This window comes from Candidatus Brevundimonas colombiensis (assembly GCA_029202665.1).
GTDB classification, from domain to species: Bacteria; Pseudomonadota; Alphaproteobacteria; order Caulobacterales; family Caulobacteraceae; genus Brevundimonas; species Brevundimonas colombiensis.
On sequence record CP119326.1, the window covers coordinates 2295694 to 2314559 of the forward strand.

The following is an 18866-nucleotide window of genomic DNA, read 5'->3' on the forward strand; positions in this document are numbered from 1 at the left end:
AGGAGACGATGGGGGGCGAGTCCTTCTCCCGCGAGGAGAGAAGGGAGTTCTTTGCGCGCCTCATCGGAGGCGTTGGCGCCGCTTCCCGCGTTGCCCGTGACCGCGCGGGCGGGTAGAGCGTTCGGCTTCTCCCGCCTGACCGAAGTTTCAGACCATGCACGACATCAGAGCCATTCGCGAGAACCCGCAGGTTTACGTGGCGGGCTGGTCGTCGCGCGGGGTGGACGAGGCGGACGGACTGGTCGCCGACATCCTGCGGCTGGACGGCGAACTGCGTCACGCCCAGACGACGGGGCAGGACGCCCTGGCCAAGCGCAACGCCGCCTCCAAGCTGATCGGCGCCGCCATGGGGCGCAAGGACATGTCCGAGGCGGATCGCCTCAAGGCCGAGGTCGAGGCGCTGAAGGGCGACATCGCGGCGGCGGCCGAGGTCGAGGCGCGGGTCGGCAAGGAATTGCGCGAACTCGTGGCGGCGCAGAAGAACCTGGCGGCCGAGGGCGTGCCGGACGGCGAGGACGAGGCGGGCAACGTCGAAGTCTCGACCTGGGGCGAGCCGCGTCGGAGCGGCCCGGCCAAGGATCACGCCGACCTGGGCGAGGCGCTGGGCCTGCTGGACTTCGAGGCGGCGGCGAAGATGTCGGGCGCGCGGTTCGCGGTGTTGAAGGGCCAGCTGGCGCGGCTGGAACGGGCCGTGGGGCAGTTCATGCTGGATATGCAGACGGATCAGCACGGGTATCTGGAAGTGAACCCGCCCTATCTGGTGCGCGATGAAGCGATGTTCGGCACGGGACAGTTGCCGAAGTTCGAGGAGGATTTGTTCGCTACGGGCCTTAAACAGCGCTCTTTACGAGACTTGGTATTTGAGGATCGCGATGTTCTAATCGCCTCAAATAAGCAGACGAGTTTCCTCCAGCTTTCTGACGGCGAAACGCACGCCGATGCGGTGGACCGCTTCTTGGAATGGCAGATTGCCACGATCGAAGCTGGACGTTCCAGCTTCGAGCATGGGGGATCTGATCGCCGCTTTCTCATCCCCACCGCCGAAGTCTCGCTGACCAATCTCGTGCGCGAGACGATCCTGTCCGAGGACGAGTTGGCGACGCCGATGCGGATGACGGCCCTGACGCCGTGCTTCCGGGCCGAGGCGGGGTCGGCGGGGCGCGATACGCGCGGGCTGATCCGTCAGCATCAGTTCAGCAAGGTCGAGATGGTGTCGATCACGCGACCGGAGGACTCGGATGCCGAGCATGAGCGGATGACGGGCTGCGCCGAGGCGGTGCTGAAGGCGCTGGAGCTGCCGTTCCGGCGGATGCTGCTGTGCAAGGGTGACATGGGCTTTTCGGCGCAGAAGACCTTTGACCTGGAGGTCTGGTTGCCCAGCCAGGGGACCTATCGCGAGATCAGCAGCTGCTCGAACTGCGGCGACTTCCAGGCGCGGCGCATGGACGCCCGGTTCAAGCGCGCCGGAGAGAAGAAGACCGAGTTTGTCCATACGCTGAACGGCTCGGGCCTGGCGGTCGGCCGGACGCTGGTGGCGATCATGGAGACCTATCAGCAGGAGGACGGCCGCATCGCCGTGCCCGCCGTGCTGCGTCCCTATATGGGCGGTCTGGAATTCGTGGGCGGAGTTTAAGGTGCGGATTCTTCTGACCAACGACGACGGGATCGAGGCCGAGGGTCTGGCCTGTCTGGAGCGGATCGCGCGGACGATCAGCGACGACGTCTGGGTGTGCGCGCCCGCCGTCGAACAGTCGGGCAAGGGGCGGGGGATCACCCTGACCGAGCCTCTGCGCGTGCTGAACCTGGGCGAAAAGCGGTTCGCGGTAACGGGGACGCCGACCGACTGCGTCGTGCTGGCCGTCAACGATCTGATGCCTGAGAAGCCCGATCTGGTGCTGTCGGGCGTCAACCGGGGGCACAATATCGGCGAGGACGTCAGCTATTCCGGCACGGTGGCGGGGGCGTTGCAGGGGATGGCGTTCGGCATTCGCTCCATCGCCCTGAGCCAAAGCCTTGAACGGTTCCACGACGAGGTGGTGGCGCACTGGGAGACGGCGGAGGAATTCGCCCCCGCCATCATCGCCCGGCTGCTGGCCCAGAAATGGGCGCCGGGCGTGGTGATGAACCTGAACTTCCCCAACCGCCGGCCGGAAGAGGTGGATCAGGTCGAGGTGACGACGCAAGGGTTCCGCGACGTGGGCGAGATGCACGCCGTGCGTCGCACCGACCTGCGCGGGCGCGACTATTACTGGATGAGCTTCCGCGGCGAAAAGCGCGAACACGCCGAGGGCACGGATCTGCGGGCCATTGACGAGGGGCGGATTTCGGTCACGCCGCTGCACATCGACCTGACCCATATGTCCAGCGTCCACGACCTGAAGAAGGTGCTGGGCGGGGCGCCGCCGAAGGCCCTGGCCAGGACATCACCCGCCGCATGAACCTGCACGACGACCGCGCCGGCCGCCTGATCCTGTCGCTGCGTCAGCAGGGGGTCACGGAGCCGCGCGTGCTGAAGGCGATGGAGAGCATCGACCGGGCGGTCTTCGTGCACGAGAAGTTCCTGGACCAGGCGTGGGAGGATCAGGCCCTGCCGATCGACTGCGCCCAGACGATCAGCCAGCCCTATATCGTCGGCCTGATGACCCAGGCGCTGGACGTGCAGGCGCGGCACCGGGTGCTGGAGATCGGCACCGGCAGCGGATACCAGTGCGCGGTCCTCAGCCGGCTGGCGCGCTATGTCTATTCCGTCGAGCGCTATCGCAGCCTGCTGGTCGAGGCCGAGGCGCGGCTGCGGACGCTGGAGATCGATAACGTCATCACCCGACATGGCGACGGCGGGCTGGGGTGGGCCGAGCAGGCACCGTTCGACCGGATCATGGTCACGGCCGCCTCGCCGACGGAGCCGACCGAACTGCTGAAACAGCTCAAGCCGCACGGTGTGCTGGTCGCGCCGGTGGGGCGGACGTCGGTGCAGATGCTGCACCGCTACGTCGGCCAGGGCGACGGCGCCTTCCGCCGCGAAAGCCTGACCGAAGTGCGGTTCGTGCCCCTGGTCGAGGGGACGGCCAAGGAGGGGTAGAACTAACATCTCCTCGCCACGATGTGGGCAGGAGACGGCCTAGCGCCTGCGTTAACCTTAGCGCCCCAATTCCGCGATGATTGCGGGGTTGGCTTATGGGGCGCGAGCGGGCACACCGGGCGGGTGAGTTTAACCATGCGAGGAGCGGCCGGTGGCGGTGATTTCGGGCTGGATGAGAGTGGCGTTGATCGCGGGGGCGTCGCTGAGTGCGGCGGCCTGCATGACCTATCCGTCCGAGCCGCGGTATTCCACCCACGCCTCGCCCGCGCCGGCGCCGGATCGCGGGGCCTATCCGTCTGCGGGTGGTCAGCAGCCGGCCTATCCGGGTGGGGCGCAGACCCAGCCCTATCGCCCCGCGCCCTATGAATCGCCGCCGCCGGCGACCGCGCCCATCGGTCAGGTGGAGGGCGGGGCCCTGCCGCCGCCTGTCACGGTGACGCCCAGCCAGCCGACCTATACGCCGCCCGCCTATCAGCCCCCGGCTGTGGCGCCTTCGGGTTCGACGCGGCCCGGCGCGGCCTATGTGATCCAGCCCGGGGACACGATTTCGGGCGTCGGACGCCGGTTCCAGACCCCGGTGCAGACCCTGATCGACCTGAATGGTCTGGGGCCGCGCGGCGCGATCACCAGCGGTCAGCGAATCATCCTGCCCGAGGCGGCCGTAGATACGGGGAACGATCCCTACGCGACCGGCGCATCGCCCGTGGGCGTTCTGGTGCCCAACAACGGGGTCATTCCGCCGCCGCCGCCGCCACGTTCGGGCAACGCGGCGCTGCCGGTGCAGACGCGGCCGGTGACGCAGCCGTTTTCGTCGGGCGCGGTCCAGGCGCCGGCCGCGCAGGGCGCGGTCGCGACGGGCCAGCCGAATCTGCTTTGGCCCGTTCGGGGCGACATCGTGCGTCGCTTCGGCCCCGTCGGCATGGGCGAGCGCAACAACGGCATCAACATCGGGGCATCGGCCGGCGCCGCGGTCGGCGCCTCGGCCGCCGGGCGCGTGGCCTATGTCGGCAGCGATCTGGTCGGTCAGGGGCTGACGGTGCTGGTTGTCCACGCCAACGGCTGGCGCACCGTCTATGGTCATCTGGGTTCGGCGACGGTTAAGGATGGCGACGACGTGCGGGCGGGCCAGCAGGTCGGCACCGTGGGCCTGACCGCCGGCGACGGCCGTCCCTCGATCCACTTCGAGACGCGCCAGATGCGCGGCGACGACCCCGTCGCGGTCGATCCCCTGACCGTATTGCCGCGGTAGCGCTTTAGCCGCGTTGCATTCTTGAGGGACCAGCCCTAGGTTCCGCGCCTCGTTTTAATGGGGGCGCCGAAGAGGGCCGCCCTTTTTCGTATTCGGAGACTACCCATGGGCGGAGCGGCTGACGGCGGCTTGATGGCGCAACTGATCGGCTTTGCGCCCATCATCGGCATCTTCATCCTGTTCTACTTCCTGCTGATCCGTCCGCAGCAGAAGCGCGCCAAGGAACACGCGACCGCCATCGCCGCCGTCAAGCGCGGCGACACCGTGGTTCTGGGCAGCGGCATGATCGGCAAGGTGACGCGCGTCGAGGACGCCGAGGTCAATGTCGAGATCGCGCCCAGCGTCAATGTGCGCGTGGTCAAGTCGATGATCGCCGAGGTGCGCAACCGCACCGCCATCGCCGCCAACGATTCCAAGGCCTGATACGCGCTCGTATCGCTGAGACCCGGACCGCCTCATGATTCAGCTGTCGCGCTGGAAAGTCATCCTTGTCGTCGCCTCGGCGATCCTCGGCTGCCTTCTCGCCTATCCCAACCTGTTGAGCCCGGCTCAGCGCGAGGCGCTGCCCGGCTGGTTGCCGAAGAACGCGCTGAACCTGGGGCTGGACCTGCAGGGCGGATCGTATCTGCTGCTGGAAGTCGATGTGCCGAAGATGCGCGAAAAGCGCGTCACCAACCTGATCGAGGACGTGCGGGTCACGCTGAATGGCGCGGGCATCGCCACCAACGGCTTCCAGCGCGAGGCCGGCGGCGTGATTGCGACCCTGGCCAATCCGGCCCAGACCGATGCGGCCGTCAAGGCGTTGCAGCAACTGGGCGGACAGACCGGGCCTGGCGGTCAGGTCGAACGCGCGGCGACGCGGCTGGGGGATGGCCGCATCCGCTTCGCCTATACCGACGCCGCGCTGAACGGCATGGGCGCGACGGCCGTGGACCAGTCGATCGAGGTGGTGCGCCGCCGGATCGACAGCCTGGGCACGCGCGAGCCCTCCATCACCCGTCAGGGCGCCGACCGGATCGTGGTCCAGGCGCCGGGAGAGAGCGATCCGTCCAAGCTGGAGGAGGTCATCGGCCAGACGGCGCAGCTGACCTTCCAGATGGTGGACGTCGAAAACTCGGTGAACGACGCCGTTGCCGGCCGCGTGCCGCCGGATTCCGAACTGCTTCAAGGCGAGGACGGCACCCCCTATCTGGTCAAGAAACGCGTGCTGGTGTCGGGCGAGAACCTGACCCGCGCGGGCGTCGGTTCGGACCAGAGCGGCCGCCCGGCCATCGACTTCCGCTTTGACGGCGCCGGCGCGCGCCGGTTCGGCGAGGCGACGGCGGCCAACCTGCAGAAGCCCTTCGCCATCATCCTGGACGGCAAGGTCATCTCTGCCCCGACGATCCAGAGCGCCATCACCTCGGGCTCGGGCCAGATCACCGGCAACTTCTCGATCCAGGAAGCCTCGACCCTGGTGAATCTGCTGAACGGGGGCGCTCTGCCGGCGCCGCTGAACGTGGAGGAACGCCGCACCGTGACGGCCGAACTGGGCGCGGACGCGGTCGCCGCCGGCGCCCTGTCCACGGCGGTCGGTTTCGCCATCATCGTCGTGTTCATGATCCTGGCCTATGGCCTGCTGTTCGGCGGCGTGTCCGTGGTCGGCCTGGTGCTGAACGGCGTGCTGATCGTGGCGGCCATGTCGCTGACGCAGGCGACGCTGACCCTGCCGGGCATCGCGGGTCTGATCCTGACCTTCGCGGTGGCCGTGGACGCCAATGTGCTGATCTATGAGCGGATGCGCGACGAGGCCCGTTCGGGCCGCAGCGTGATCGCCTCTATGGACGCCGGCTTCAACAAGGCCATGGGCACCATCATCGACGCCAACCTGACCACCCTGGTCGCCGCCGGCATCATGTTCGTGTTCGGGGAGGGGCCGGTGCGCGGCTTCGCCTGGACCCTGACCATCGGGGTCTTCACCTCGGTCTTCTCCTCGGTCCTGGTCGCCCAGGTCCTGCTCGGCTACTGGCTCAAGAAGGCCAAGCCCAAAAAACTGCCGATCGCGGAGTGATGGCGATGCGTGGATGGCCCCTTATCAAGCTGCTGCCGCAGAAGACGAATTTCCATTTCGTCAAATATTCGCGCGCGGCCGGCGTTGTCTCAATCATCCTGTGCGTGGCCTCGATCGTGGCCTGTTTCGTGCCGGGCCTGAACATGGGCATCGACTTCCGGGGCGGTGCCTCGATGGAAGTGTCCAAGCCCGCCGGCCAGGAAATCCAGCTGGACCGCGTGCGCGAGACGGTGAACGGTTTGAACCTGGGCGACGTGCAGGTGCAGGGCATCGCCCGGCGCGATACCAACGTCGATGACGGATCGACCGCCATCCTGCGCTTCCAGGTGCCGGAAGGCCGCGACCAGACCCAGGTGGTCCAGCAGGTCGAAGGCGCGATCAGCAAGGCCGTGGGCCAGGTCAACTATTCGGGCGTCAGCGTCGTCGGCTCCAAGGTGTCGGGCGAGCTGTTCACCTCGGGCCTCTTGGCGCTAGGCGTCGCGATCGGCCTGATGTTCCTCTACATCTGGTTCCGGTTCGAACCGCAGTTCGGCTTCGGCGCCGTGGTCGGCCTGCTGCACGACGTGATCCTGACGTTCGGCCTGATCGTGCTGTTCAAGCTGGAGTTCAGCCTGAACATGGTGGCCGCCGTCCTGACCGTGATCGGCTATTCGATGAATGACACCGTCGTCGTGTTCGACCGCCTTCGCGAGAATTTGCGGAAATACAAGACCATGCCGTTGCGCGACGTGATCGACCTGTCGCTGAACGAAACCCTGTCGCGGACCATCATCACCGGCGTCACCGCCGTCATGGTGCTGGCGGCCCTGGCCATTTTCGGGGGCGAGGCGCTGTTCGGCTTCTCCATCGCCCTGATGTTCGGCATCGTCATCGGCACCTATTCGTCGATCTACGTCGGCGCGCCGATCATCCTGCTGTGGGGCGTGCGACGCGGGGGCGGGACGTCCGACGACGCCAAGCCGATCAAGCTGGGCATGGCCAGCCGGCCCTGACGAACCGTCGTCCTCTCGTCGCGTTGTCCGATCATGACCGATAAAAGCAAGGACACGATAGGCGGGCACGAGGGGCCGCATCTCAGCCATTGGCGCCAGAGCACGATCACCCAACCGGGTTTCGCGGATCAGAGCGATGTCTTCTTCGCCGCGATCCAGATGACGCGGATGCCGATGATCATTTCGGACCCGCGCCAGCCCGACAATCCCATCGCCTTCGCCAACAACGCCTTCCTGGACCTGACGGGCTATGAGGAAGACGAGGTGGTGGGCCGCAACTGCCGCTTTCTGCAGGGGCCGCAGACTGATCGCGAGACGGTGCGCGAACTGCGCGATGCGGTCGCGGCGAAACGGGCGCTGGCGGTCGAAATCCTGAACTATCGCCGGGACGGCAGCCCGTTCTGGAACGCGGTCTTCATGGGGCCGATCTTCGACGAGAAGGGCGAACTGCTTTATTTCTTCGCCAGTCAGTTGGATGTCACGCGCCGGCGCGAAAGCGAGCAGGTGTCGCGGCAGGCCCAGAAGATGGAGGCCATCGGGCAACTGACCGCGGGGCTGGCGCACGATTTCAACAACCTGTTGCAGGTGGTGGGCGGCAGTCTGGAGCGGATTTCGGCCGCACCGGATGATGTGGAGCGGGTCAAGCGCTTCGTGACCGTGGCCTCCACGGCCGCCGACCGCGGGGCCAAGCTGACGCAACAGCTGCTGGCCTTTGCGCGTCGCAGCCGGCTGGAGCCCAAGGGCGTGGATCTGACCGAACTGGTCAGCTCCATCTCCGACCTGCTGGACAGTGCGGCAGGGTCCAAGATCGAACTGTCGCTGCATCTGCGCCGACGTCTGCCGCGCGTGATGGTCGACCCGGTTCACCTGGAGATGGCGCTGCTGAATGTGTTGGTGAACGCGCGCGACGCCTCGGGCCATGGCGGGGCGGTGACGGTCAGCACCGAGACGCTGACGCTCAACGGGGACGCCGCCTCGCGCGATCTGACGCCTGGCGACTATGTCACGCTGACCGTTTCGGACGATGGCGAGGGAATGCCCCAGCATGTGCTGGCGCGCGCCACCGAACCCTTCTTCACCACCAAGCCGACGGGGCAGGGCACGGGGCTGGGCCTGGCCATGGCCCACGGGTTCGCGCAGCAGTCGGGCGGTCGGCTGGAGATCGAGTCCCAGCCGGGCGACGGAACCAGGGTGCGGATGATCTTTCCCGTCGCGGCGGCGACCGACGGCCCGGGCGACGCCCCGGTCTCGCGGTTCCGACCCGATGCGGTGGACGACGATGCGCCGCCGCGTGTTCTGGTGGTGGACGACAACGCCGAGATCGCCTCACTGGCGCGCGATACGCTGGTGGAGACCGGCTATGAGGTCGCCGTGGCCCTCAGCGGGGAAGAGGGGTTGGAGCTTTTCGAGACGGCGCTGGCGGAAGACAATCCGTTCGATCTGGTCTTCACCGACGTCGTCATGCCCGGCGGCGTGAACGGCCTGGTGTTCGCCGGACAGATCAGGGAGCGCAGCGACACGGCCGCGATCCTGATGACCACGGGCTATAATGACCAGATGGCGCTGGACGGTCCGCAGGCGGAAGCGATGGACGTGCTGGGCAAGCCCTATCGACGCAGCGAACTGATCGACCGTGTCCAGACCGCCCTGCGTCAGGGACCGCGCAAAGGGCCGGGCCGCCGCACGTCCGATTTCGGACCCGCGACGGCATGACGACCAAGATCAGCGCAGCGAGGCAGTGAAGCGCTGGATGCGGGTGCAGGCCTCTTCCAGCACCGCGTCCGAGGTGGCGTAGCTGATGCGGAAATAGGGGCTGAGGCCGAAGGCCTCGCCCTGGACTACGGCCACCCCTTCGGCGTTCAACAGTTCGGCGGCGAAGGTGGAATCGCCGTCAATGACCACGCCGCTTTCCGTCGTCTTGCCGATCAGGCCTGTGATGGACGGATAGACGTAGAAGGCGCCCTCCGGCGTCGCGCATGTAATCCCCGTCGCCTGGTTCAGCATCGACACGACCAGATCGCGGCGCGTCTCGAAGGCGGCCTTGCGTTCGGCCATGAAGTCCTGCGGACCGTTCAGCGCCTCGACCGCCGCCCACTGGCTGATGCTGGCGGGGTTTGAGGTCGTCTGGCTGGCGACCTTGCGCATCAGGTCGATCAGCGCCTTGGGACCGCCTGCGTAGCCGATGCGCCAGCCGGTCATGGCATAGGCCTTGGACACGCCGTTGACCGTCAGGGTGCGGTCGATCAGGTCCGGCGCGACCTGGGCGATGGTGGTGTATTCGAAGTCGCCATAGACCAGATGCTCGTACATATCGTCGGTCAGCACCCAGACGTGCGGGTGGCGACGCAGCACCTCGGCCAGGGCCTCCAGCTCGGCGCGGGTGTAGGCGGCGCCGGTGGGGTTGGACGGGCTGTTCAGGATCAGCCAGCGGGTCTTGGGCGTGATCGCCGCCTCAAGCACGGCGGGCAGAAGCTTGAAGCCGTCCTTTTCCTCGCCGATGACGGTCACGGGCTCGCCGCCCGCCAGCAGCACCATGTCGGGATAGCTGACCCAATAGGGGGCGGGCACGATGACCTCGTCGCCCGGGTTCAGGGTGGCGATCAGGGCGTTGAAGATGACCGGCTTGCCGCCCGGCGCGACGTGAATCTGGGCCGCCGTATAGTCCAGATCGTTCTCGCGCTTGAACTTGGCGACGATGGCGGCCTTCAGTTCGGGCATGCCGTCGGCGTCGGTGTATTTCGTCTCGCCGCGATTGATCGCGTCGATGGCGGCCTGTTTGACATTGTCGGGGGTGTCGAAGTCGGGTTCGCCCGCGCCCAGGCCGATCACGTCGCGACCTTCCGCTTTAAGCTTCCGGGCCTGGGCGGTCACGGCGATGGTGGCCGAAGGCTTGACGCGGGCGAGGGCGGAAGATTGCAGGCTGGACATCATAATCCCGTCGATTTGAAAGATTCATGCCGGGGAGGCGGGGTTGTTTACGCGTCGCCGCCGCGCGGGACAATGCGCTGACGCTCGCTAATGCAGACGGCGGGTGATAAGCGGCCGGTCTGATGCGCTGGATCGTCGATTTTCTGTCGAACATGGAGGCGCGTCGCTGGCGGGCTGTGCTGGCGACGGCCTTGCTGTTGGGCGCGATGGCGGCCCTGTTCGCGGTGGGCAAGAGCCAGTTGGGACTGGACGCCGAGGATCAGCTGGAGGCGTGGCTGGCCGGATTCCGCCATGGGCCGTGGGGTCTGGTCGCCGCCATCGTGGTGTTCACCGTGTCGGCCTTCTTCGGCGCGCCGCAGTTCATTCTGATCGCGGCCTGCGTGGTGGCGTTCGGGCCGTGGTTCGGCTTTCTCTACAGCTGGATCGCGACCGTGGTGTCGGCGGGCGTCACCTATTGGCTGGGACGCGGACCGACGGCGCGGCTGCTGGAGCGGCATGGCGGCAAGACGGTCGGGCGGCTGACGCGCTTCGTCGGCAAGAATGCCTTCTACGCCAGCTTCATGATCCGCAATGTGCCGTCCGCGCCCTTCATCGTCGTCAATATGGCGTTCGGCGCGGCGCGGGCGTCGTTTCCGGGCTTTCTGGCCGGCTGCGCCTTGGGGGTCCTGCCCAAGACGGCCTTGGTCGCCTTCTTCGGCGGATCGTTCATGACGGCGGTCAGCGGCGACGGAATCTGGACGTCGGCCATATTGGCTGGCGTGGCCCTGGCCTGGCTGGCGCTGATGTTGGTGGTGCGGGAAGTGGTCAAGCGGCGCGAGGCCGCGAGAGGAGATTGAGCCGATGGCCTGGTCGGCGATGCAGCGGGCGCTGGCGGCCGACGGACTGTCCGCCGTCTGACGATCGCAGGAGCGGACATGCGGGGCTGCGGCCCGATATCCCCGGCCCTGCGGCGCACGGGCGGGGTTCTGTAATGACGAGACTGTCATCGGGGCTTGTATTCCCGGTTTCATACAGGCAAACCCGCCGACGGTAGGCGTGGCGAAGACGATCAGGAACTGTCCGGCGTGGGGATGTCGGGACAGTTGGGGCGTCGCCAGGTCGACTGCGAACTCTCAAGACGCCCTGGCCAGCTAACAACGGTATCAATTCCCATGAGTTTTTCCCTTTTCGGCGCGATTTCGAATGACATCGCGATGGACCTGGGCACCGCCAACACCCTGATCTACATGAAGGGCAAGGGCATTGTCCTGAACGAGCCCTCGGTCGTGGCGCTGAGAAATGTCGGCGGCCGCAAGGTGGTCCACGCCGTGGGCATAGAGGCCAAGCAGATGCTGGGCCGCACGCCGGGCCACATGGAAGCCATCCGCCCGATGCGCGACGGCGTCATCGCCGACTTCGAAGTCGCCGAAGAGATGATCAAGCACTTCATCCGCAAGGTGCATAACCGCAAGGGTTTCGTGAATCCCAAGATCATCGTCTGCGTGCCGTCGGGCGCCACGGCGGTCGAGCGCCGCGCCATCAACGACAGCTGCCTGAACGCCTCGGCCCGCCGCGTGGGTCTGATCGACGAGCCTATGGCCGCCGCGATCGGCGCCGGCCTGCCGATCCACGAACCGACCGGTTCGATGGTGGTCGACATCGGCGGCGGCACGACGGAAGTCGCCGTCCTGTCGCTGTCGGGCATCGTCTATTCGCGTTCGGTCCGCGTCGGCGGCGACATGATGGACGACGCGCTGATCAGCTACATGCGCCGCAACCATAATCTGCTGATCGGCGAGACGACGGCCGAGCGCATCAAGAAGGACATCGGCACCGCCCGCATTCCCGCCGACGGCGAAGGCCTGTCGATCGAGGTCAAGGGCCGCGATCTGATGCAGGGCGTGCCGCGCGAGGTCCGCGTGTCCGAACGCCAGGCCGCCGAAGCCCTGGCCGAGCCGGTGACCCAGATCGTCGAGGCCGTGAAGGTCGCGCTGGAAGCCACGCCGCCGGAACTGGCGGCCGACATCGCCGACAAGGGCATCATGCTGACGGGTGGCGGGGCGCTGCTGCGCGGCCTGGACGTCGAAATCCGCGATCACACCGGACTGCCGGTCTCGGTGGCGGACGATCCGCTGTCGTGCGTGGCCATCGGCTGCGGCCGCGTGCTGGAACATCCGCGCTGGATGAAGGGCGTGCTCGACTCCGCGCTCTGATCGCGCCGTCGACCTCTTGCGCGGCCGGGCGAAAGCTTGGCCGCGAATCCTTGTCCCGCCTGCACGATCACGGTTCCATTCCGGCCTTGATTTTGCGATAGGCAGGATGTGCGGCGGGAGGCGTCCCGCCGATTCCAATCCTTTTGAGTGAAAGGTCGCCCGTGGCGTTTCGCGACGGACCTTTTGAGAACATCAAGGTGCCGCTGGTGTGGACCGCCGCGGTGGTCGCTGTCGTGGCCATCGTCGCGGCTGTGGTGTTGCTGCTGAGCGACCGGCCGACGGCCGAGGGCGGGTCCAGCATGGGCGCGGCGCGTGGCGGGTTCGAGACGGCGGCCGCGCCGGTGGGCGGGGTTCTGGCCGCGCCCGTGCGCTGGGCCGGCGGCGTGCGCGACTATATCGGCGGCTATTTCTTCGCCGTCGGCGAGAACCGGCGGCTAAGGGCCGAAAACGCCGAGCTGCGCGAATGGCGCGACCAGGCGATCGCGCTGAAGAACGTCAACAGCCGATACGAAGCCATGTTGGGCCTGCGGGTCGAACCGGCGGTGGCCATGGCGACGGGGCGCGTGATCTCCGATGCGCGCGGGCCGTTCAATCGCGCCAAGCTGTTGGACGTCGGATCGGCCCAGGGCGTGCGGATCGGCAATCCGGTCGTCAGCGAACACGGTCTGGTCGGGCGGATCACCGGCGTAACCTCGCGCGTCAGTCGGATGGTGTTGCTGACCGATGTGGCGTCGCGCACCCCGGTCATGATCGAACGCACCGACGCGCGCGCCATGTTGACCGGCGACGGCGGCGACAGTCCGCGCCTGGAGTTCATTCGCGGAACAGGGGCGGTGCAGGCCGGCGACCGTATCCTGAGTTCCGGCGACGGCGGCGGTCTGCCGCGCGGCCTGCCGATCGGCGTGGCGGCCAAGGGCGTGGACGGCGCCTGGCGGGTCAAACTGTTCAGCGATCACGGCGCGGTGGACTATGTGCGGGTGCTGCTGTTCCAAAGCTTCGGTCAACTGGTCAGCCCCGATGCGCTGAATGCGCCGGCGCTGGCGGGCCTGACCACGGCGCCGGAGCCGAGCGCGGCCGAACTGGGCGCCATTCACGACGCCGCCGCGCGTCGTCAGGCGGCCCAGCAGGCCCAGGCTCAGCAACAGGCCGAGCGGGCGAGAGCGGCTGCCGCGGCCGCTGCGACCGCCGCAACTGCGCCGCCCCCCGCCGCCGCCACGCCACGGCCAGCCCCCACAGCAGCTCGACCGGCGGCGCGCGCTACGCCTACGCCCACGCCCACGCCTGCGCCCAGCCAAACCGCACCCAGCCAAACCGCGCCAGCGCCTGCGCCGGACGGCGCGCTGTGAGACGGCCAGTCGCGGTCCGCGTCGTCGGCCCCCTGCAATGGATCGTCTATCCGGCCCTGGCCGCCATCGCCGCCACCGTCGTTCTGGCGACGCCGTTGCAGGTGTTCGGCCTGCATCTGCCCGAGCCGGTCGCGCCCATGATCCTGGCCTTCGCCTGGCCGCTGATCCGGCCCTCCATGACGGCGCCGGCGGTTCTGTTCGCGCTGGGTCTGTTCCTTGATCTGTTTTGGAATGCGCCGCTTGGTCTGTGGACCTTATGTCTGATGGCGGTCTATTTCACGGTGCTGATGTCGCGCAATCTGATGGCTGGGCATGACGGCCTGATCCGGTTCGGCGCCTACGCCGCCTGCACCCTGGCCGCCTTCGCCCTGGCCTATATGATCGTGGCGGTGCGGGCCGCCAGCGCGCCTGCCCTCGTGCCGCTGATCGCGCAGATCGCGCCGACGCTGATGCTGTATCCCGTGGCCAACTGGATGTTGGAGCGGTTCGACGACGGGGATATCCGGTTCCGATGAGCGGCGAACCCTCCATCTTTTTCGCAGATGTCAACGAGCGGCAGGGTTCCTTCCTGCGGCGCACCTTCATCGTGGGCGGGGCGACGGCGCTGGGCATCACGGCCCTGATCGGACGACTGGGCCAGCTGCAGGTCGTGCAGGCCCAGGAATATGCGGCGCTGTCGTCGCAAAACCAGTTCAACTTCCGCATGGTCCCGCCGCCGCGCGGCCTGATCAAGGATCGCAACGGCGTCGTCATCGCCGGCAACCGGCCCAGTTTCCGCGTGCTGGTCGTGCGCGACGAGACCAAGGATCTGGACGAGACGCTGGATCTGCTGGGCCGGGTGCTGCCGGACACGTTGGAACGGCGCCGGGCCATCATCCGCGACGTCAATGCGGCGTCCAAGTTCAATCCGGTGCCGGTCAAGAGCGACCTGACGTGGGAGGAGTTCGCCAAGGTCAATCAGTACGCGAACGAACTGCCGGGCGTGATGGTGGATATGAACGAGGCCCGTTACTATCCGTTCGGCGGGGCCTTCGCCCACGTCGTCGGCTATGTAGCCAAGGTGTCGGACCGGGACGTCAAGGCGTTGCGAGACAAGGGCCAGCAGCCGCCGCCGTTGCTGTTCAACCCCAGCTTCCGCATCGGCCGTCAGGGCGTGGAAAAGGCGCTGGACCTGTCGCTGCGCGGCGTGCCGGGCGGCAACCGGGTCGAGGTCGATGCGCGCGGCCGTGTGGTGGCCGAGGACGTCGGCGGATCGCGCCCGGCCGTGCCCGGCAAGGAGGTCGTGCTGACGCTGGACGCCGACGTGCAGAACCGGGCGCTGGAGGTGTTAGGCGACGAATCCGGGGCCTGCGTGGTCATGGACGTGCGCAACGGCGACATTCTATGCATGGTCTCCGCGCCATCGTTCGACCCGAACCTGTTCGTGGGCGGGGTGCCGACCAAGACCTATCGCGCCCTGGCGGATTATGAGCGCAAGCCTTTGCTCGACAAGACGATCAACGGCACCTTCGCGCCGGGTTCGACCTTCAAGCCCACGACGGCGCTGGCCTTGCTGGAAGCGGGAGTCGACCCTAACCAGACCGTCGTCTGCACGGGCGCCTTCCGAAACGGCAATCGGATCCAGCGGTGTTGGGGCCGGCATGGCGCGCAGAATATGCACAACGCCATCAAGAACTCGTGCGACGTCTATTTCTACACCATGTCCAATCGCGCGGGGGTGGACAATATCCGCAAGGCCGGGATGGCTTTGGGTTTCGAGCACATCTTCGATATCGGCGTCGATAATCAGAAGAAGGGCCTGCTGCCGTCCACCGAATGGAAGGCGCGCACCTTCCCACGCGATCCCGTCTGGCATCCGGGCGAAACGACCTCGGTGGCGATCGGTCAGGGCGCGGTCACGGTCAATGCGCTGCAACTGGCGGTGATGACGTCGCGCCTGGCCAACGGCAAGAAGGCGCTGCATCCGCGGCTGATCAAATCCATCGGCGGGATCGAACAGCCCAGCGGGGCGGAGGCGCCCGACCTGCCGTTCGATCCCGCGCACGTCGAATATGTGCGTCAGGGCATGATCGCGGTGGCCAACGACCGGTCCGGCACGGCCTATCGCCAGAGCCAACTGGGCCTGGGCGACATCCAGATGGCCGGCAAGACCGGCACGGCCCAGGTGCGCAACTACGGCTCCGGTTCGCGCAAGAGCGACATATGGGCGCTGAAGGACCACAACCTGTTTATCGCCTTCGCCCCGGTGGATGCGCCGCGTTATGCGGTCGCCGTCATCGTCGAGCATGGCGGCAAGGGCGGAGCCACCGCAGGCGCGCCCCGCGCGCGCGAAGTCATGCGCACCGTCCTGCTGAAGGACCCGGACATGCGCGCGCGCATCGAACGGCCCCCGCCGCCCGAGCCGACCGGCGACGCCATCGTTGAGGACGGCGTGGTCGGCGCGGCCCCCGAGCCGGACGTGGTCGCCGCGCCGGAGCCGACCCGCGCGGCCCCCGGCCCGACCAGCGGCCCGCGCCCCTATCTGCCCGAGCCGGGCCGATGACCGCATCCGCCCTGTCGCGTCCGGGCGAGCGCGAACGCATCTCGACCAAGCTGGGTCAGATCGACTGGCGGCTGACGGCCCTGCTGTGCGTGGTGGCCGGCACGGGGGCGATGATGCTGTATTCGGTGGCGGGCGGATCGTGGTCGCCGTGGGCGGCCAAACACCTGATCCGCTTCGGCATGTGCCTGGCCTTGATGCTGGCGCTGTCGCTGATCAGTATTCGCTACTGGTTCTCCCTGGCCTATCCGATCTATGGGCTGGCGCTGTTCCTGCTGGCGCTGGTGGAGACGCCGCTGGGGTATCACGCCCTGGGAGCGACGCGCTGGCTGGACCTGGGGTTCACCCGCATCCAGCCGTCGGAGATCATGAAGATCGGCGTCGTTCTGGCCCTGGCCCGCTGGTATCATGGCGCGACGGCCAAGGAGGCGAGTTTCCACTGGAAGCTGATCTTCCCCGTCGGGATCATCGGCCTGCCGTTCCTGCTGGTCGCGCACCAGCCGGACCTGGGTTCGGCCATGCTGATCGGCCTGACAGGCGCCGCGATGATGTTCGTGGCGGGGCTGAGCTGGCGTGTCATCGTGCCGCTGATCGTGGCGGCGGCGGTGCTGGTTCCGCCCTATGTGATGTTCGGCATGCACGACTATCAGCGCCACCGCGTGCTGACCTTCCTGAGCCCCGAGGCCGATATGGCGGACAAGGGCTATCAGATCGTGCAGTCCAAGATCGCCATGGGATCGGGCGGCCCGCTGGGCCGTGGGTTCGGCCTGGGCAGTCAGAGCCAGCTGGAGTTCCTGCCTGAGCGTCAGACCGACTTCATCTTCGCCGCCTTCGCCGAGGAGTTCGGCTTCGTGGGCACCTTCACCCTCCTGGCCTGTTACGCCGCCATCATCCTGATCTCGCTGAGGATCGCGTCGTTGTCGCACAGTCACTTCGGGCGATTGGCGGCCTCGGGCGTGACGGCGACCTTCGCCCTGTATGTGCTGATCAACGGGGCGATGGTGATGGGGCTGGCGCCCGTGGTGGGGGTGCCGATGCCGCTGCTGTCCTATGGCGGCACGGTGATGCTGACCGTAATGATCGGCTTTGGCCTGGTGATGGCCACGCGCGTCCACCGCTATGCCGAACTGCCCAAGGGTCATGGGCTGATCTGACGTTACGTCAGCTAAGTGATCGGCATTCATGTTTCGCTTCCTAAGCGGACGATTTCGAAGATAAGCTCGTTTCCAACGATCCTTTCGCGACGGCCCGGCCGTCAGCGGCGGACGATATGGGAGATGACGCATGAGCGATCTGGAGCCGTTCCGCGCCGAGACGCGCGCCTGGCTGGCCGACAACTGTCCGACCGAATGTCGCGGACCTATGGCCGACGACGAGATGATCTGGGGAGGGCGAAACCCAACGTTCAAGACGCCGGCGCATAAACTGTGGCTGGAGCGGATGGGCGCGCGAGGCTGGACCGCGCCCGAATGGCCCAAGGAATATGGCGGCGGGGGGCTGAGCCGTGAGGAGGCCAAGGTCCTGGCCTCCGAACTGCGGCGCATCGAGGCGCAACCGGCCCTGGCCAGCTTCGGCGTCTGGATGCTGGGCCCGGCGCTGCTGGCCTTCGGCACGGAAGAGCAGAAGCAGCGGTTCCTGCCCGAAATCGTGCGCGGCGAGGTGCGCTGGTGCCAGGGCTATTCCGAGCCGGGGGCGGGGTCGGACCTGGCCGCGATCCAGACGCGGGCCGAAGACACTTCTGATTCTGGGGGAGACCACTGGATCGTCAACGGCCAGAAGATCTGGACCTCCTACGCCGACAAGGCCGACTGGATATTCTGTCTGGTGCGGACGGACCCGGAGGCGCCGAAACACCTAGGTATCAGCTTCGTCCTGTTCGATATGACCACGCCGGGGGTGACGACGCGGCCGATCACCCTGATCAGCGGCAAGTCGCCCTTCTGCGAGACCTTCTTCGACGACGTGCGTGTGGAAAAGGCGAACCTGGTCGGCACGCTGAACCGGGGCTGGGATGTGGCCAAATATCTGCTGGCCCACGAACGGACTATGATCGGCGCCATGGGCGAGGTCGGGGGCGGTCGGCCGGTCGGGCAGGTGGCGCTTGACGCCATCGGGGCGGATGACGACGGGCGGCTGGACGAGCCGATGCTGCGCGCCCGGATCGCCGAGCTGGAGATCGACGCCGCCGCCTTCCGTCTGGCGATGGAGCGGGTGGGCGATCAGGTGAAGGCCAAACAGGCGCACCCGGCCATCGCCTCCATGCTGAAATACTATGGGTCGGAGCTGAACAAGCGGCGGCACGAACTGCTGATGGCGGCGGGCGGAGCGGACGCACTGGAATGGGAAGGCGAACGGTCGCACGACGGCAAGACGGCGCGCGACTGGCTGCGGACCAAGGCCAACTCCATCGAGGGCGGGACCAGCGAGGTTCAACTGAACATCATCGCCAAACACCTGCTGCAACTGCCGGGGGCGTAAGACGCTCTTACGC

Annotated in this window: 16 protein-coding genes; 15 read left to right on the top strand and 1 reads right to left on the bottom strand. The window is 67.2% G+C overall.

Annotation, left to right across the window (positions count from 1 at the left end; genetic code table 11):
* Window positions 1-154: 154 nt before the first annotated feature.
* The 8 genes from serS to P0Y50_11235 all read left to right on the top strand — a co-directional run bounded on the left by serS (window position 155) and on the right by P0Y50_11235 (window position 9083).
* Window positions 155-1633: a serine--tRNA ligase gene (serS, locus tag P0Y50_11200; protein WEK39111.1), complete on the top strand. Its 1479-nt coding sequence runs from the start codon at window positions 155-157 to the stop codon at window positions 1631-1633.
* Between the two features lies 1 nt (window position 1634).
* Window positions 1635-2438, top strand: coding sequence for a 5'/3'-nucleotidase SurE (gene surE / locus P0Y50_11205; protein ID WEK39112.1), 804 nt, complete (start codon window positions 1635-1637; stop codon window positions 2436-2438).
* Window positions 2435-3079 (top strand): protein-L-isoaspartate(D-aspartate) O-methyltransferase, encoded by a 645-nt coding sequence (locus P0Y50_11210; GenBank protein WEK39113.1) that lies wholly within the window; start codon window positions 2435-2437, stop codon window positions 3077-3079. The genes surE and P0Y50_11210 overlap by 4 nt, the downstream gene beginning before the upstream one ends.
* A 151-nt stretch (window positions 3080-3230) precedes the next feature.
* Window positions 3231-4328: a peptidoglycan DD-metalloendopeptidase family protein gene (locus tag P0Y50_11215; protein ID WEK39114.1), complete on the top strand. Its 1098-nt coding sequence runs from the start codon at window positions 3231-3233 to the stop codon at window positions 4326-4328.
* A gap of 105 nt (window positions 4329-4433) precedes the next feature.
* Window positions 4434-4751 (top strand): preprotein translocase subunit YajC, encoded by a 318-nt coding sequence (yajC, locus tag P0Y50_11220; protein ID WEK39115.1) that lies wholly within the window; start codon window positions 4434-4436, stop codon window positions 4749-4751.
* 34 nt (window positions 4752-4785) lie between these two features.
* Window positions 4786-6378 carry a protein translocase subunit SecD gene (gene secD / locus P0Y50_11225; protein WEK39116.1) on the top strand — a complete coding sequence of 531 codons (1593 nt, stop codon included), beginning with the start codon at window positions 4786-4788 and terminating at the stop codon, window positions 6376-6378.
* Window positions 6378-7370 carry a protein translocase subunit SecF gene (gene secF / locus P0Y50_11230; GenBank protein WEK39117.1) on the top strand — a complete coding sequence of 331 codons (993 nt, stop codon included), beginning with the start codon at window positions 6378-6380 and terminating at the stop codon, window positions 7368-7370. The genes secD and secF overlap by 1 nt, the downstream gene beginning before the upstream one ends.
* A gap of 33 nt (window positions 7371-7403) precedes the next feature.
* On the top strand, window positions 7404-9083 hold the full coding sequence (locus P0Y50_11235) for a histidine kinase famiy protein (GenBank protein WEK39118.1): 1680 nt from the start codon (window positions 7404-7406) through the stop codon (window positions 9081-9083).
* 9 nt (window positions 9084-9092) lie between these two features.
* Here P0Y50_11235 and P0Y50_11240 read toward each other — a convergent pair whose 3' ends face one another.
* On the bottom strand, window positions 9093-10298 hold the full coding sequence (locus tag P0Y50_11240; protein ID WEK41567.1) for a pyridoxal phosphate-dependent aminotransferase: 1206 nt from the start codon (window positions 10296-10298) through the stop codon (window positions 9093-9095).
* 122 nt (window positions 10299-10420) lie between these two features.
* Here P0Y50_11240 and P0Y50_11245 point away from each other — a divergent pair, with 122 nt between their 5' ends.
* The 7 genes from P0Y50_11245 (at window position 10421) to P0Y50_11275 (ending at window position 18853) form a co-directional block, all read left to right on the top strand.
* A complete protein-coding gene (locus P0Y50_11245; GenBank protein WEK39119.1) occupies window positions 10421-11134 on the top strand; it encodes a VTT domain-containing protein in 714 nt (237 codons plus the stop codon).
* A gap of 315 nt (window positions 11135-11449) precedes the next feature.
* Window positions 11450-12490 (top strand): rod shape-determining protein, encoded by a 1041-nt coding sequence (locus P0Y50_11250; protein WEK39120.1) that lies wholly within the window; start codon window positions 11450-11452, stop codon window positions 12488-12490.
* 161 nt (window positions 12491-12651) lie between these two features.
* Window positions 12652-13836, top strand: a complete 1185-nt coding sequence (gene mreC / locus P0Y50_11255) for a rod shape-determining protein MreC (GenBank protein WEK39121.1) — start codon at window positions 12652-12654, stop codon at window positions 13834-13836.
* Complete coding sequence (locus P0Y50_11260) at window positions 13833-14351, top strand: hypothetical protein (protein WEK39122.1); 519 nt, start codon at window positions 13833-13835, stop codon at window positions 14349-14351. Before mreC ends, P0Y50_11260 begins: the two co-directional genes overlap by 4 nt.
* Window positions 14348-16378: a penicillin-binding protein 2 gene (gene mrdA / locus P0Y50_11265; protein ID WEK39123.1), complete on the top strand. Its 2031-nt coding sequence runs from the start codon at window positions 14348-14350 to the stop codon at window positions 16376-16378. Before P0Y50_11260 ends, mrdA begins: the two co-directional genes overlap by 4 nt.
* The gene (gene rodA / locus P0Y50_11270; GenBank protein ID WEK39124.1) at window positions 16375-17529 is read left to right on the top strand and encodes a rod shape-determining protein RodA; all 1155 of its coding nucleotides are present in this window, start codon (window positions 16375-16377) and stop codon (window positions 17527-17529) included. The genes mrdA and rodA overlap by 4 nt, the downstream gene beginning before the upstream one ends.
* 130 nt (window positions 17530-17659) lie before the next feature.
* Window positions 17660-18853 carry an acyl-CoA dehydrogenase family protein gene (locus P0Y50_11275; GenBank protein WEK39125.1) on the top strand — a complete coding sequence of 398 codons (1194 nt, stop codon included), beginning with the start codon at window positions 17660-17662 and terminating at the stop codon, window positions 18851-18853.
* The last annotated feature ends 13 nt before the right edge of the window (window positions 18854-18866 follow it).

Excerpts from the sequence above, each read along its gene's own strand:
- serS (WEK39111.1), top strand. The coding sequence starts at position 155 with ATGCACGACATCAGAGCCATTCGCGAGAACCCGCAGGTTTACGTGGCG.
- P0Y50_11210 (WEK39113.1), top strand. The coding sequence starts at position 2,435 with ATGAACCTGCACGACGACCGCGCCGGCCGCCTGATCCTGTCGCTGCGT.
- yajC (WEK39115.1), top strand. The coding sequence starts at position 4,434 with ATGGGCGGAGCGGCTGACGGCGGCTTGATGGCGCAACTGATCGGCTTT.
- secD (WEK39116.1), top strand. The coding sequence starts at position 4,786 with ATGATTCAGCTGTCGCGCTGGAAAGTCATCCTTGTCGTCGCCTCGGCG.
- secF (WEK39117.1), top strand. The coding sequence starts at position 6,378 with ATGGCGATGCGTGGATGGCCCCTTATCAAGCTGCTGCCGCAGAAGACG.
- P0Y50_11235 (WEK39118.1), top strand. The coding sequence starts at position 7,404 with ATGACCGATAAAAGCAAGGACACGATAGGCGGGCACGAGGGGCCGCAT.
- P0Y50_11240 (WEK41567.1), bottom strand. The coding sequence starts at position 10,298 with ATGTCCAGCCTGCAATCTTCCGCCCTCGCCCGCGTCAAGCCTTCGGCC.
- P0Y50_11245 (WEK39119.1), top strand. The coding sequence starts at position 10,421 with ATGCGCTGGATCGTCGATTTTCTGTCGAACATGGAGGCGCGTCGCTGG.
- P0Y50_11250 (WEK39120.1), top strand. The coding sequence starts at position 11,450 with ATGAGTTTTTCCCTTTTCGGCGCGATTTCGAATGACATCGCGATGGAC.
- mrdA (WEK39123.1), top strand. The coding sequence starts at position 14,348 with ATGAGCGGCGAACCCTCCATCTTTTTCGCAGATGTCAACGAGCGGCAG.
- rodA (WEK39124.1), top strand. The coding sequence starts at position 16,375 with ATGACCGCATCCGCCCTGTCGCGTCCGGGCGAGCGCGAACGCATCTCG.
- P0Y50_11275 (WEK39125.1), top strand. The coding sequence starts at position 17,660 with ATGAGCGATCTGGAGCCGTTCCGCGCCGAGACGCGCGCCTGGCTGGCC.